General features: G+C 60.8%; 13 protein-coding genes and 1 pseudogene. 9 read left to right on the forward strand and 5 right to left on the reverse strand.

What is annotated here, in order from left to right; genetic code table 11:
• Positions 1-78: 78 nt before the first annotated feature.
• Positions 79-1371: an FAD-binding oxidoreductase gene (locus tag C4J90_RS26005; RefSeq protein ID WP_124421114.1), complete on the forward strand. Its 1293-nt coding sequence runs from the start codon at positions 79-81 to the stop codon at positions 1369-1371.
• On the opposite strand, the gene C4J90_RS26010 is transcribed toward C4J90_RS26005, so the two are convergent.
• The gene (locus C4J90_RS26010; protein WP_124364964.1) at positions 1372-1596 is read right to left on the reverse strand and encodes a DUF1127 domain-containing protein; all 225 of its coding nucleotides are present in this window, start codon (positions 1594-1596) and stop codon (positions 1372-1374) included.
• Positions 1597-1761: 165 nt separating this feature from the next.
• Between C4J90_RS26010 and C4J90_RS26015 the strand changes: the two genes are divergently transcribed.
• Both C4J90_RS26015 and C4J90_RS26020 read left to right on the forward strand, forming a co-directional pair.
• Entirely contained in the window at positions 1762-3186 is a 1425-nt protein-coding gene (locus C4J90_RS26015; RefSeq protein WP_124415909.1) for a PLP-dependent aminotransferase family protein, read from the forward strand.
• A 62-nt stretch (positions 3187-3248) separates the two neighbouring features.
• Positions 3249-4817 carry a phospholipase D family protein gene (locus C4J90_RS26020; protein ID WP_124421115.1) on the forward strand — a complete coding sequence of 523 codons (1569 nt, stop codon included), beginning with the start codon at positions 3249-3251 and terminating at the stop codon, positions 4815-4817.
• 110 nt (positions 4818-4927) lie between these two features.
• Here the strand turns inward: C4J90_RS26020 and C4J90_RS26025 are convergent, their stop codons facing one another.
• Positions 4928-6421: an aldehyde dehydrogenase gene (locus tag C4J90_RS26025; protein ID WP_124421116.1), complete on the reverse strand. Its 1494-nt coding sequence runs from the start codon at positions 6419-6421 to the stop codon at positions 4928-4930.
• A 232-nt stretch (positions 6422-6653) separates the two neighbouring features.
• Between C4J90_RS26025 and C4J90_RS26030 the strand changes: the two genes are divergently transcribed.
• On the forward strand, positions 6654-7016 hold the full coding sequence (locus tag C4J90_RS26030; RefSeq protein ID WP_124421117.1) for a cupin domain-containing protein: 363 nt from the start codon (positions 6654-6656) through the stop codon (positions 7014-7016).
• 127 nt (positions 7017-7143) lie between these two features.
• Here C4J90_RS26030 and rpmG read toward each other — a convergent pair whose 3' ends face one another.
• Both rpmG and rpmB read right to left on the reverse strand, forming a co-directional pair.
• Positions 7144-7299 carry a 50S ribosomal protein L33 gene (gene rpmG / locus C4J90_RS26035; protein ID WP_003176906.1) on the reverse strand — a complete coding sequence of 52 codons (156 nt, stop codon included), beginning with the start codon at positions 7297-7299 and terminating at the stop codon, positions 7144-7146.
• A gap of 11 nt (positions 7300-7310) precedes the next feature.
• Positions 7311-7544, reverse strand: coding sequence for a 50S ribosomal protein L28 (gene rpmB / locus C4J90_RS26040; RefSeq protein WP_003176907.1), 234 nt, complete (start codon positions 7542-7544; stop codon positions 7311-7313).
• A gap of 458 nt (positions 7545-8002) precedes the next feature.
• On the opposite strand from rpmB, the gene C4J90_RS26045 reads away from it, so the two are divergent.
• Entirely contained in the window at positions 8003-9598 is a 1596-nt protein-coding gene (locus C4J90_RS26045) for an ABC transporter substrate-binding protein (protein ID WP_124364969.1), read from the forward strand.
• A gap of 53 nt (positions 9599-9651) precedes the next feature.
• Here C4J90_RS26045 and radC read toward each other — a convergent pair whose 3' ends face one another.
• Positions 9652-10326, reverse strand: a complete 675-nt coding sequence (gene radC / locus C4J90_RS26050; protein WP_124364970.1) for a DNA repair protein RadC — start codon at positions 10324-10326, stop codon at positions 9652-9654.
• A gap of 154 nt (positions 10327-10480) precedes the next feature.
• On the opposite strand from radC, the gene coaBC reads away from it, so the two are divergent.
• The 4 genes and pseudogenes from coaBC to argB all read left to right on the forward strand — a co-directional run bounded on the left by coaBC (position 10481) and on the right by argB (position 14736).
• Positions 10481-11689 (forward strand): bifunctional phosphopantothenoylcysteine decarboxylase/phosphopantothenate--cysteine ligase CoaBC, encoded by a 1209-nt coding sequence (gene coaBC / locus C4J90_RS26055; RefSeq protein ID WP_048723622.1) that lies wholly within the window; start codon positions 10481-10483, stop codon positions 11687-11689.
• Positions 11690-11694: 5 nt separating this feature from the next.
• Positions 11695-12150 (forward strand): dUTP diphosphatase, encoded by a 456-nt coding sequence (gene dut / locus C4J90_RS26060; protein ID WP_124368818.1) that lies wholly within the window; start codon positions 11695-11697, stop codon positions 12148-12150.
• A gap of 257 nt (positions 12151-12407) precedes the next feature.
• A pseudogene (locus C4J90_RS26070) lies at positions 12408-13811 on the forward strand (phosphomannomutase/phosphoglucomutase); the annotation flags it as partial.
• A gap of 19 nt (positions 13812-13830) precedes the next feature.
• A complete protein-coding gene (argB, locus tag C4J90_RS26075; protein WP_124364973.1) occupies positions 13831-14736 on the forward strand; it encodes an acetylglutamate kinase in 906 nt (301 codons plus the stop codon).
• Positions 14737-14740 lie beyond the last annotated feature (4 nt).

Consider the following 14740-nt stretch of genomic DNA (forward strand, 5'->3'; position numbering starts at 1 on the left):
TGCCGTAAAACGGCGCGCACAGACAGCTCCGTCGGACCGTTGTATCCTGCGTCAAATTTTCCAAACAGGGAGGCCCCCATGACCGCCAGCGCCCGGCACACCGCGTCCTACTACGCCGCCAGCAGCGTGCCGCACCCCGATTACCCGGCGTTGACGGGCGAGGTGCGCGCCGATGTCTGCGTGATTGGCGGGGGGTATTCCGGGCTCAATACCGCCCTGGAACTGGCCGAGCGCGGCTTCAGCGTGGTGCTGCTGGAAGCGCGCAAAATCGGCTGGGGCGCCAGCGGGCGTAACGGCGGCCAACTGATTCGCGGCGTCGGCCATGGCCTTGACCAGTTCGCCAATGTGATCGGCACCGACGGCGTGCGCCAGATGAAACTGATGGGCCTGGAAGCGGTGGAGATTGTGCGCGAGCGTGTCGAACGCTTCCAGATCCCCTGCGACCTGACTTGGGGCTACTGCGACCTGGCCAACAAACCCCGCGACCTGCAGGGCCTCGCCGAAGACGCCGAAGAGCTGCGCAGCCTGGGTTATCGCCATCCAGTGCGCCTGCTGCAAACCAGCGAAATGGCCAGCGTGATTGGCTCCGACCGCTATGTGGGCGGAATGATCGACATGGGCTCCGGACATTTGCATCCGCTGAACCTCGCCCTGGGTGAAGCCGGCGCGGCGCAGCAACTGGGCGTGAAGTTATTCGAGCAGTCGCAAGTGACGCGCATCGACTACGGCTCGCAGGTCAAGGTGCACACCGCCCAGGGCCAGGTACAGGCCAAGACCCTGGTGCTGGCCTGTAACGCCTACCTCAACGACCTCAACCCACACTTGAGCGGCAAGATATTGCCCGCAGGCAGCTACATCATCGCCACCGAGCCCTTGAGTGAAGCGCAAGCCGCCCGCCTGTTGCCGCAGAACATGGCGGTGTGTGACCAGCGGGTAACGGTGGATTATTTCCGCCTGTCCGCCGACCGCCGCCTGTTGTTCGGCGGCGCCTGCCACTATTCCGGGCGCGACCCGAAAGACATCGGCGCCTACATGCGGCCGAAGATGCTGCAGGTATTCCCGGAATTGGCCGACGTGAAGATCGACTACCAATGGGGCGGCATGATCGGCATCGGCGCCAATCGGTTGCCGCAGATCGGACGCCTGGCGGATCAACCCAATGTGTATTACGCCCAGGCCTATGCCGGCCATGGTCTCAACGCCACACACCTGGCGGGCAGGTTGCTGGCCGAAGCCATCAGCGGCCAGCAGCAAGGACGCTTCGACCTGTTTGCCCAGGTGCCGCACATGACTTTCCCTGGCGGCAAATACCTGCGCTCGCCGCTGCTGGCCCTGGGGATGCTCTGGCACCGCCTCAAAGAACTGGTCTGATCAATCGCGCCAGAACGGTTTCAAGCCTTCATGGCGCGCCTGTTCTGCCGTCAGGCCCACGTCGCGCAACTGCTCGCGCGTCAGCGTCAGCAACGCCTTGCGGGTATGACGGCGGCGCCAGAACAGGCTCCAGCGATTGTCGGCAGGCATAGACAACCTCCGCTCCTGCGCTGCTTCCAGTTCCTGGCCATGTAATGCCAGCCGTACATCGCTCATGCCGTTCATTTACCGTCCCCTCGTTAGCGTGCCGCCTTGAGTGACTAGGATGAGCCCGCGAGCAAAACCAATACAGATTCAACCTCCCTTTATTAAATCCATACAGATGCTGCTATGAACGGCTGAATCCTGTATTTTCCATCTATCTGTATTGGTCTGCTGGGAGTGGCCGCCGTGACCCTGTACGTCAACCTCGCTGAATTGCTGGGCACCCGCATCGAACAAGGCTTCTACCGCCCCGGCGACCGACTGCCCTCCGTGCGGGCCTTGAGCGTGGAGCATGGGGTCAGCCTGAGCACCGTGCAGCAAGCCTATCGATTGCTGGAGGACAATGGCCTGGCGATGCCCAAGCCCAAGTCCGGCTATTTTGTACCGGTGGGCCGTGAACTGCCGGCGCTGCCCGAGGTGGGTCGCCCTGCCCAGCGGCCGGTGGAAATTTCCCAATGGGACCAGGTGCTGGAGTTGATCCGTGCCGTGCCGCGTAAGGACGTCATACAGTTGGGCCGTGGCATGCCGGATGTATTGTCGCCGACTATCAAGCCATTGCTTCGCAGCCTGGCCCGCGTCAGTCGTCGCCAGGATCTGCCGGGGCTGTATTACGACAACATCCTTGGCTGTATGGAATTGCGCGAGCAGATTGCGCGACTGTCATTGGATTCCGGTTGCCAACTGACTGCCGAAGACATCGTCATCACCACAGGCTGCCACGAGGCCCTTTCCACCAGCATCCGCGCCATTTGTGCGCCCGGCGATATCGTTGCGGTGGATTCGCCGAGTTTTCACGGCGCCATGCAGACCCTCAAGGGGCTGGGCATGAAAGCCTTGGAAATCCCCACCGACCCGATCACCGGCATCAGCCTTGAAGCCCTGGAACTGGCGCTGGAACAGTGGCCGATCAAAATCATCCAGCTCACCCCCAACTGCAACAATCCCTTGGGCTACATCATGCCGGAGGCGCGCAAGCGCGCACTGCTGACCCTGGCCCAGCGCTTTGACGTGGCGATCATCGAAGACGATGTGTATGGCGAATTGGCCTACAGCTACCCGCGCCCGCGTACGATCAAATCCTTCGACGAGGACGGCCGGGTGCTGTTGTGCAGCTCGTTCTCCAAAACCCTGGCGCCTGGGCTGCGCATTGGCTGGGTCGCGCCGGGACGCTACTTGGAACGGGTGCTGCACATGAAATACATCAGCACGGGCTCTACCGCCACGCAGCCGCAGATTGCGATCGCCGAATTTCTCAAAGGCGGGCATTTCGAGCCTCATTTGCGCAGGATGCGTACGCAATACCAGCGCAATCGCGACCTGATGCTCGACTGGGTCAGCCGCTACTTCCCCGCCGGCACGCGCGCCAGCCGGCCTCAGGGTAGTTTCATGCTGTGGATAGAATTGCCGGAGGGCTTCGATACCCTGAAACTCAACCGCATGCTGATGGAACAGGGCGTACAGGTGGCGGTAGGCAGCATTTTTTCTGCATCCGGCAAGTACCGTAATTGCCTGCGCATGAACTACGCTGCCAAACCGACCCCACAGATTGAAGAGGCCGTGCGCAAGGTCGGTGCCGCTGCGCGCATCCTGCTGGCCGAATCGGCGGACTGACCTTTTCCGAGCAATTGCCGTCATATGCCGACAACCGCCCTGACCTGGATGGCGCTTCCTTGATGACTCAACGGCTTTTATCGCTTTTCCTGTTGGGAGCGCTGGCACTGGGTGGCTGCGCGACGGCCCCCACACCGCGTGTGCCCAGTGATGCCCTGCCCGCGGCACAGTCTTCCTTCGGCCGCTCGATCCAGGCCCAGGCGGCGCCGTATCAGGGCCGTTCGGGCTTTCGTTTGCTGCCCAACAGCAGCGAAGCCTTCATGGCCCGCGCCGAGTTGATCCGCAACGCCCAGACCAGCCTCGACCTGCAGTACTACATCGTGCATGACGGCATCAGCACGCGCATGCTGGTGGATGAACTGCTCAAGGCCGCCGACCGCGACGTGCGTGTGCGCATCCTGTTGGATGACACCACCAGCGACGGGCTCGACCAGATCATCGCGACCCTTGCCGCCCATCCCAAGATCGAAATTCGGCTGTTCAACCCGCTGCATCTGGGCCGCAGCACGGGCGTGACACGCGCCATGGGGCGCCTGTTCAACCTGTCGCTGCAACACCGGCGCATGCATAACAAACTCTGGCTGGCAGACAACAGCGTCGCGATTGTGGGTGGGCGCAACCTGGGGGATGAATATTTCGACGCCGAACCCAACCTGAATTTCACCGATATCGACATGCTCAGCGTCGGGCCGGTGGCTGAGCAACTGGGCCACAGTTTCGATCAGTACTGGAACAGCGCGCTGAGCAAACCTATCGATGAGTTTGTCGCAACCATGCCCTCCAAGGTCGACCTGGCTGTCGCACGCGCACGCCTGGAAGCGTCACTGGCCCAATCGCGCCAGCAGAACCACGCCCTGTATAACCGCCTGCGCACCTACCAGACCCAGCCGCGCATGGATATCTGGCGTCGCGAATTGATCTGGGCCTGGAACCAGGCGCTGTGGGATGCGCCGAGCAAGGTGCTGGCCAAGGCCGACCCGGACCCGCAATTGCTGCTCACCACGCAACTGGCGCCGCAGTTGGCAGGCGTCAGCCGTGAGCTGATCATGATTTCGGCGTACTTCGTTCCGGGCCCGCCCGGGCTGGTGTATCTGACCGGCCGCGCCGACGCGGGCGTGTCGGTGAGCCTACTGACCAATTCCCTCGAAGCCACTGATGTACCAGCCGTGCACGGCGGCTACGCACCCTATCGCAAGGCGCTGCTGGAGCATGGCGTGAAACTCTATGAGCTGCGTCGACAACCGGGCGACCCCAGCGCAAGCAACGGCCCGCACCTGTTTCGACGAGGCAGCTTGCGCGGTTCCGACTCCAGCCTGCACAGCAAGGCGATGATTTTCGATCGGGAGAAGTCGTTTATCGGCTCGTTCAATTTCGATCCACGCTCAGTGCTATGGAACACCGAAGTCGGCGTGCTGGTGGACAGCCCGGAACTGGCGGAGCATGTGCGTAACCTGGCGCTGCAAGGTATGGCGCCGGCGTTGAGCTACGAGGCGAAGCTGCAGGACGGGCAGATCGTGTGGGTGACCGAAGATAACGGCCAATTGCACACCCTGACCCGGGAGCAGGGTAGTTGGTGGCGCCGGTTCAATGCCTGGTTCGCCACCAGCGTCGGCCTGGAGCGCATGCTCTAGAAACACGCTTATCCCATGTGGGAGGGGGCTTGCCCCCGATTGCGGTGTGTCAGTCACCAGATGCAGCGACTGACCCTAAGCTATCGGGAGCAAGCCCCCTCCCACATTTGTTAGAGCTTGATCCAGGTCGCCTTCAGCTCGGTGTATTTGTCGAACGCATGCAGCGATTTATCGCGACCGTTACCCGACTGCTTGAAGCCACCGAACGGTGCCGTCATGTCGCCGCCATCGTACTGGTTGACCCACACACTGCCCGCACGCAGGGCCTTGGCAGTCAGGTGTGCCTTGGAGATATCCGCCGTCCACACCGCTGCGGCCAGGCCATATTGGGTGTCGTTGGCGATAGCGATGGCTTCTTCGGCGCTGTCGAACGTGATCACCGACAGGACCGGGCCGAAGATCTCTTCCTGGGCAATCTTCATGGCGTTGGTCACGCCGTCGAAAATGGTCGGCTCGACGTAAGTGCCACCGGTCTCTTCCAGGGTGCGCTTACCACCGGCGACCAGCTTGGCGCCATCGGCATGACCCGATTCGATGTACGACAGCACGTTGTTCATCTGCTGGGTATCCACGAGCGCGCCCACATTGGTGGCAGGGTCCAGTGGGTTACCTGGCTTCCAGCCCTTGAGCGCCTCGATCACCAGCGGCAGGAAAGTGTCCTTGATCGAACGTTCCACCAGCAGGCGCGACCCGGCGGTGCAGACTTCGCCCTGGTTGAAGGCGATGGCACTGGCGGCGGACTCGGCGGCGGTTTGCAGGTTCGGCGCATCGGCAAACACAATGTTCGGGCTCTTGCCGCCGGCTTCCAGCCACACGCGCTTCATGTTCGATTCGCCGGAACGGATCAACAGCTGCTTGGCGATTTTGGTGGAACCGGTAAACACCAGGGTATCCACGTCCATATGCACCGCCAGCGCGTTACCCACGGTGTGGCCGTAACCTGGCAGCACGTTGAACACGCCTTTTGGAATGCCGGCTTCAACGGCCAGGGCAGCGATGCGGATGGCGGTCAGCGGAGACTTTTCGGACGGCTTGAGGATGACCGAGTTACCGGTCGACAGCGCCGGGCCGAGTTTCCAGCAGGCCATCATCAGCGGGAAGTTCCACGGCACGATCGCACCGACCACACCCACAGGCTCACGGGTCACCAGACCCAGTTGGTCATGGGGGGTGGCCGCCACTTCATCGTAAATCTTGTCGATGGCCTCGCCGCTCCAGCTCAGCGCCTGCGCCGCGCCGGGTACATCGATGTTCAGGGAGTCGCTGATCGGCTTGCCCATGTCCAGGGTTTCAAGCAAGGCCAGCTCTTCGGCATTGGCCTTGAGCAGCGCGGCGAAACGGATCATGACGGACTTGCGCTTGGCCGGCGCCAGGCGCGACCAGACACCGGAATTGAAGGTGGCACGGGCATTTTCCACGGCGCGCTGGGCGTCGGCGGCGTCACAGCTGGCTACGTTGGCGAGCAGACGGCCATCGACCGGGCTGATGCACTCGAAGGTGTCACCGGAAGCGGCGGCGGTGTATTCGCCATTGATGTACGCGCGGCCTTCGATCTTCAGGTCCTTGGCGCGTTGTTCCCAGTCGGCACGGGTCAGGGTGGTCATGCAAGTGTCCTCCTCTTATTTGGATACAAGGGCCTGGGAGATTTGATCCCGGCGCCTCCACGAATTCTTGCCTGGCCAGCCTGCTGTTCGGCTCAAGGCACTTGCCACCCTAAACCAGCGACTGGGGATGTTTCAATATATTTGACATAAGGGCGGCAAACGCCCTTGCGATGTTCATTTTAATAAACATAGACTTTGAGCTTTCCAACCGCAGGCCTGACGGGATAAGCCCATGAGCATCCAGGACATCGTTGATTTCAGCCAAGCCAACACCGCCCCCGAACGCTATCGCCCTGCCCCCGAAAAAATCCTCAAGGGCGATCCCGAACAGACGATCTACAACCACTACAACAGCCCATGCGGACAAATGAACGCGGGCGTCTGGGAAGGCAATGTCGGGCAGTGGACAGTCAATTACACCGAACATGAATACTGCGAGATCGTGCAGGGGGTGTCTGTGCTGCGCGATGCCGAGGGGAACGCCAAAACCTTGCGCGCCGGCGACCGCTTCGTGATCCCTGCCGGCTTCAGCGGCACCTGGGAAGTGCTGCAAGCGTGCCGCAAGATCTATGTGGTGTTCGAACAGAAAGCCTGATCAGTGAACAGCGGGACGCGGAGCGCCCGAGGCGGCGTTACCACGCAGAGCGTGGGAACGATCATCACAGGCAAAAAAAAGCCCGTATCGTGAGATACGGGCTTTTTTTCACAAGGAAGGAAATCAATTACTTGATTTTGCCTTCTTTGTAGATCACGTGCTTGCGAACGCGCGGGTCGAACATTTTCTTTTCGAGCTTGTCCGGGGTAGTACGCTTGTTCTTGTCGGTAGTGTAGAAGTGACCAGTACCGGCGCTAGAGATCATTCGAATCAATTCACGCATGATAGAGCTCCTTAGATCTTGCCGGCGGCGCGGATTTCGGCCAGCACGACAGTGATGCCACGCTTGTCGATGATACGCATGCCTTTGGCAGATACACGCAGGCGAACAAAACGTTTCTCTTCTTCAACCCAGAAGCGGTGATGCTGCAGGTTCGGCAGGAAACGACGACGGGTTTTGTTATTTGCGTGGGAAATGTTATTCCCAGTCACCGGACCCTTACCGGTAACTTGACAGACTCTCGACATGCCTCAGCCCTCTAAAACCACATGCCCAACCCGGCATGGGTTGGCCGCTTAATCTCTCAGTCATTTGGCGCCAGGCGCCGCGTTTCTTTAGGGTCTTACCGGCTACACCTACAAGCGAAGGAACCGGGCCCCTAGAAAAGAGCGCTGCTTTATACCAGAAAGACCCAGATGCAACAACAGCGAGTGTGTTTTTACCTGGGTAAATCTCGGCTATTGGCGCCTGAACCGTTGCCAGGAGGGGCCGCTACAACAGCCGACCGCTCGTCGCACAGAATGATTTTCAGCGCCCGCAAGTACTCGGACCTGCAAGGTGAAACGCGCTGAGGCGCCATCAAAACAGCATTTGAGCCAAAAGCACAGGCAAAAATAGGCTAGTCATTTAACCAACAGGCCACTACGGTAGGCCTTTTCCAGACTGCACTCGCAGATGGGCCTTCGATTTGCACAGGAAACCTAATATGCGCCTCGCTGCCCTACCGCTATTGCTAGCCCCCCTCTTAATCGCGCCGACGATGGCCGTTGCCGCCACCAATCTGAGCGTTTGCACCGAGGCCAGCCCCGAAGGGTTCGACGTGGTGCAGTACAACTCGTTGACCACCACCAACGCCTCGGCGGATGTGCTGATGAACCGTCTGGTGGACTACGACGCAACCGGCGCAAAACTGGTGCCGAGTCTGGCGGACAGTTGGGACGTCTCGCCAGACGGCCTGACGTACACCTTCAAGCTGCACCCGAACGTGAAATTCCATCGCACCGAGTATTTCACCCCGAGCCGTACCCTGACCGCCGAAGATGTGCGCTTCAGCTTCGAACGCATGCTCGACCCAGCCAACCCGTGGCATAAGATCGCCCAGAGCGGCTTTCCCCATGCGCAATCCCTGCAATTGCCCACGCTGATCAAGAAGATCGACGCACTCGACCCGCTGACCGTGCGCTTCACCCTCGATCACGCCGATTCCACATTTCTTGCAGCATTGAGCATGGGTTTTGCCTCGATCTACCCGGCCGAATATGCCGACAAACTGCTCAAGGCCGGCACCCCGGAAAAACTCAACAGCCAGCCCATTGGCACCGGGCCCTTCGTTTTTGTGCGATTCCAGAAGGATGCGGTGGTGCGCTACAAGGCCAACCCGGACTACTTCGCCGGCAAACCGACGGTGGACAACCTGATCTTCGCGATCACGCCGGATGCCAATGTGCGCCTGCAGAAATTGCATCGCGATGAATGCCAGATCGCCCTGTCGCCCAAACCCCTGGATGTGGGCGAGGCCGAAAAAGACCCAGCCCTGAAGGTGGAAAAAACCGCAGCTTTCATGACCGCGTTCGTCGCCATCAATAGCCAGCACCCGCCGCTGGACAAGCCCGAAGTACGCCAGGCGATCAACTTGGCCTTCGACAAAGGCAGCTACCTCAAGGCCGTATTCGAAGGCACCGCCGAAGCGGCCAACGGTGTTTACCCACCCAATACCTGGAGCTACGCCAAAGAGCTGTCGGGTTACCCACAGGACCTGGCCAAAGCCAAGGCGCTGCTCAACCGCGCCGGCCTCAAGGATGGATTCAAGACCACTATCTGGACCCGCCCGACCGGCAGCCTGTTGAACCCCAACCCAAATCTTGGCGCTCAACTGTTGCAGGCCGACCTGGCCAAGGTCGGCATCCAGGCCGACATCCGTGTGATCGAATGGGGCGAGTTGATTCGCCGCGCCAAAGCCGGCGAGCATGACCTGCTCTTCATGGGCTGGGCTGGTGACAATGGCGACCCGGATAACTTCCTCACCCCGCAATTTTCCTGCGCGGCAGTCAAGTCCGGCACCAACTTCGCCCGCTACTGCGACCCTGCGCTGGACAAGCTGATCAGCGCTGGCAAGACCACCAGCGAACAAGGCGTGCGCAGCAAGCTCTACCAGCAGGCGCAGGCGCAGATCCAGCAGCAGGCCCTGTGGCTGCCCTTGGCGCACCCCATGGCGTTTGCCCTGACACGCAAAAATGTCGACGGCTATCAGGTGAGCCCGTTTGGTCGCCAGGATTATTCCAAGGTCAGCGTCAAGCCTTAAGCTGCAAGCTGCAAGCCCGCTTGTGGCTTGCAGCTTCAAACTTGCAGCTGTCCTCACATCCATCCATATTCCGCCATCGACAACGGATCACCATCACCCACGATGATGTGATCCAGCACCCGCACGTCCACCATTTCCAAGGCCTTCTGGAGAACTTTGGTCAACTTTCGATCAGCGGCGCTTGGATCCGCGCTTCCCGAAGGATGGTTGTGGCACAGGATCAATGCCGCCGCGTTGTACGCCAGCGCGCGCTTGACCACTTGCCGGGGATAGACCACAGCCGTATCGATAGTGCCGTGGGACAGCGCTTCGAAACCCAGCACTCGATGTTTGGAGTCGAGAAACAGGCAGCCAAACACCTCGTGAGTTTCATGACGCAGCAGCGCCTTGAGGTATTCGCGCACGGCCAGCGGACTCTCCAGCACCGAATCGTTGCGCAGGCGCTCGGCCATATGGCGCCGGGACATTTCCAGTACCGCCTGCAACTGGGCAAACTTCGCCGGCCCCAGGCCCAACTGCTGATTGAACAGCGTCTGGCTGGCTTCCAGCAGCGGGCGCAGGCCTCCGAATTGCGCCAATAAATGGCGCGCCAGGTCCACCGCACTCCTGCCAGACACTCCGGTGCGCAGGAAGATCGCCAGCAATTCGGCATCGGACAGACTGGCCGCGCCCCACTCCAAAAGCTTCTCTCGCGGCCGCTCGGCAGCAGGCCAATCGCGAATACTCATCCCACCTCCTCTCCATGATGTACGCCGTATGCGCCGCTGTTGCCAGACGGACGCTGTGTTATCGTAGGCCCTCTTTTTTGCATGCGATTTCACCTGGGGAGGGGTCATCGCAGGCGTCACTGAACTGGCTTCACTGAACTGGAAAGGCAAACCAATGCAGCGTCTGTATCGGAAACGCATCGTTCTCGGCGTCGGCGGCGGCATTGCCGCCTACAAGAGCGCAGAGCTGGTTCGCAGGCTCCTGGACCAAGGCGCCGAAGTGCGCGTGGTCATGACCCGTGGTGGCAGTGAGTTCATCACCCCGCTGACCATGCAGGCCTTGTCCGGCCACCCGGTTCACCTGGATCTGCTGGACCCGGCGGCCGAAGCCGCCATGGGCCATATCGAACTGGCCAAATGGGCCGACCTGGTCCTGATCGCGCCGGCTACCGCCGACCTGATCGCGCGCCTGGCCCAGGGCATCGCCGATGACCTGCTGACCACCCTGGTACTGGCCACCGACGCCACCGTCGCCATCGCCCCGGCGATGAACCAGGCCATGTGGCGCGACCCGGCCACCCAGGCCAACACCCAGCTTCTGCAAAGCCGTGGCCTCAAGGTCTTCGGCCCGGCGTCCGGCAGCCAGGCCTGCGGCGACGTCGGCATGGGCCGCATGCTCGAAGCCACCGACCTGGCGCTGTGCGCTGCCGAGTGCTTCCAGCACCTGGCTCTGACCGGCAAACACGTACTGATCACCGCTGGCCCGACCCAGGAAAACATCGACCCGGTGCGCTACATCACCAACCATAGCTCAGGAAAAATGGGCTTTGCCCTGGCTGAAGCTGCGGTTGAGGCAGGCGCACGTGTCACCCTGATCACCGGCCCGGTGCATTTGCCAACGCCTGATCGGGTGACGCGAATCGACGTAGTCAGCGCCCGGGATATGCTGGCGGCCTGTGAGGCTGCCATTCCGTGCGACCTGTTCATCGCCTCGGCAGCGGTTGCAGACTACCGACCGGAAGTCGTTGCGCCGCAAAAGCTCAAGAAAGACCCTACAAGCGGTGATGGCCTGCTCCTGCAAATGGTCCGTAACCCGGACATCCTGGCCACCATCGCTACCCGTCCGGATCGTCCGTTCAGCGTCGGTTTCGCCGCCGAGACCGAACATTTGCTGGACTACGCCGCACGCAAATTGAAAGACAAAAACCTCGATCTGATCGTTGCCAATGATGTCGCCAACCCGAGCATCGGCTTCAACAGCGAGGAAAATGCCATCAGCGTGATCGACCGCGAGTTGCACGCCACCGTTTTCGCCCAGACCAGCAAGGGCAAGATTGCCCGCCAACTGATCTCTTTTATCGCCCAACGGCTGAACCAGGTTTAATGTCCATGCACGCTTTGCAAGCCAAGATCCTCGACCCCCGCATCGGTAGCGAATTTCCACTGCCGGCCTACGCTACCCCAGGCTCCGCTGGCCTGGACCTGCGCGCCATGCTCAAGCAAGACACCGTGCTCGAGCCGGGCCAGACCCTGCTGATCCCCACCGGCCTGTCGATCTACGTCGGCGACCCAGGCCTGGCAGCCCTGATCCTGCCGCGCTCGGGCCTGGGTCACAAACACGGCATCGTGCTGGGCAATCTGGTGGGCCTGATCGACTCCGACTACCAGGGTGAGTTGATGGTCTCGTGCTGGAACCGTGGCCAGACCGCGTTCAACATTGCTGTCGGCGAGCGTATTGCCCAACTGGTGCTGGTGCCGGTGGTACAGGCACATTTCGAACTGGTGCAGGAATTCGACGAAACCCAACGCGGCGCCGGCGGTTTCGGGCATTCCGGCAGCCACTGACTAAGCTGAACCTGGCCGGATGCGATTGTCCGGCCAGACGCCACCGCCCGGCTATTCAGGATGAAGAATACGCACACGGCATCAGCGATTTTTCTACGATAAAATCAAAGAATTACGTACAAATAAGCACGCCGCCGAAGCGCCGATGGCACTTTTACACCACGAACTCTCTGCCGAAAACGCCGTCATACCCTTCAGTTTGAGCCTGCCGGCCAGCCACACCAGGCCAGCCTTGCCCCCTTTCAGATGGAGTTCTTCCCGCGATGAGTACCGCAGCCCGTGTAGCCCCGACTTTTCCCGACAGCATCTTTCGTGCCTACGACATTCGTGGCGTGGTGCCCAAAACCCTGACCGCCGAAACCGCCTACTGGATCGGCCGCGCCATCGGCGCGCAGAGCCTGGCCCAGGGCGAGCCGAATGTTTCGGTGGGCCGTGACGGCCGCCTGTCCGGCCCGGAGCTGGTGGAGCAACTGATCCAGGGCCTGGCAGACAGCGGTTGCCATGTCAGCGACGTCGGGCTGGTGCCCACGCCTGCGCTGTACTACGCCGCCAACGTGCTGGCCGGCAAATCCGGCGTCATGCTTACCGGCAGCCACAACCCGTCGGACTACAACGGTTTCAAGATCGTGATCGCCGGCGATACCCTCGCCAACGAACAGATCCAGGCCCTGCACACGCGCCTGAAAACCAACGACCTGACCAGCGGCACCGGCAGCATAACCAAGGTCGATATCCTGCAGCGCTACTCCGACGAAATCACCCGCGACGTCAAGCTCGACCGCCGCCTGAAAGTGGTGGTGGACTGCGGCAACGGCGCGGCTGGCGTGATCGCCCCGCAATTGCTCGAAGCCCTGAACTGTGAAGTGATCCCGCTGTTCTGCGACGTCGACGGCAACTTCCCCAACCATCACCCGGACCCAGGCAAGCCTGAAAACCTGGTGGACCTGATCGCCAAGGTCAAGGAAGTGGGCGCCGACGTGGGCCTGGCCTTCGACGGCGACGGAGACCGTGTAGGGGTGGTGACCGAAACCGGCGAGATCGTGTACCCGGACCGCCTGTTGATGCTGTTCGCCCGTGACGTGGTGGCGCGCAATGCCAACGCCGAAATCATCTTCGACGTTAAGTGCACCCGCCGCCTCACGCCGCTGATCAAGGAATACGGCGGCCGCCCGCTAATGTGGAAGACCGGACATTCGTTGATCAAAAAGAAAATGAAGGAAACCGGCGCCTTGCTGGCCGGCGAAATGAGCGGTCACGTGTTCTTCAAGGAGCGCTGGTTCGGTTTCGACGACGGCATTTACAGCGCTGCGCGCCTGCTGGAGATCCTCAGCAAGGAAAAATCCACAGCGCAAGAGCTGTTTCAGACCTTCCCCAACGATATTTCTACGCCAGAGATCAATATCCATGTGACCGAGGAGAGCAAATTCAGCATCATTGACGCACTGCACGATGCGCAATGGGGTGAAGGCGCCAACCTGACCACCATTGATGGTGTGCGAGTCGATTACGCCAAAGGCTGGGGCCTGGTTCGCGCGTCCAACACCACGCCGGTGCTGGTGCTGCGCTTCGAGGCGGATACCGAGGCTGAGTTGCAGCGCATCAAGGACGTCTTCCACGTCCAGTTGAAACGTGTTGCCCCTGATCTCCAATTACCGTTCTGATTTTTTACCGGAGCCCTGAATGACCCTCGAACGCGAAGCCGCTGCCAACACCGCCAAGGTCCTGTCCGAAGCGTTGCCTTACATTCGACGCTACGTCGGCAAGACGCTGGTGATCAAGTACGGCGGCAATGCCATGGAAAGCGACGAGCTGAAAACCGGCTTTGCCCGCGACATCGTGATGATGAAAGCCGTGGGGATCAACCCGGTTGTCGTCCACGGTGGCGGGCCGCAAATCGGCGATCTGCTCAAGCGCTTGTCGATCGAGAGTCACTTCATCGATGGCATGCGCGTCACTGACGCGCAGACCATGGACGTGGTGGAGATGGTGCTCGGTGGCCAGGTCAACAAAGACATCGTCAACCTGATCAACCGCCACGGCGGCAGCGCCATCGGCCTGACCGGCAAGGATGCGGAACTGATCCGCGCGAAAAAACTGACCGTGACCCGTCAGACGCCGGAGATGACCCAGCCGGAAATCATCGACATCGGCCAGGTGGGCGAAGTGATCGGCATCAACACCGATCTGCTCAACCTGCTGGTCAAGGGTGACTTCATCCCGGTGATCGCGCCCATCGGCGTGGGCGTCAACGGTGAGTCCTATAACATCAACGCCGACCTGGTGGCGGGCAAAGTGGCTGAGGCGCTGAAGGCTGAAAAGCTGATGCTGCTGACCAACATTGCCGGCCTGATGGACAAGCAAGGCAAGGTGTTGACCGGCCTGACCACCCAGCAGGTGGACGAGCTGATTGCCGACGGCACTATCTACGGCGGCATGCTGCCAAAAATCCGCTGCGCGCTGGAAGCCGTGCAAGGCGGCGTCGGCAGCTCGCTGATCCTGGACGGGCGAGTACCGAATGCGATCCTGCTGGAAATCTTCACCGATACCGGCGTGGGCACGCTGATCAGTAACCGCAAGCGTCCCTGATTTA

This window comes from Pseudomonas sp. R2-60-08W (assembly GCF_003852335.1).
GTDB lineage: Bacteria > Pseudomonadota > Gammaproteobacteria > Pseudomonadales > Pseudomonadaceae > Aquipseudomonas.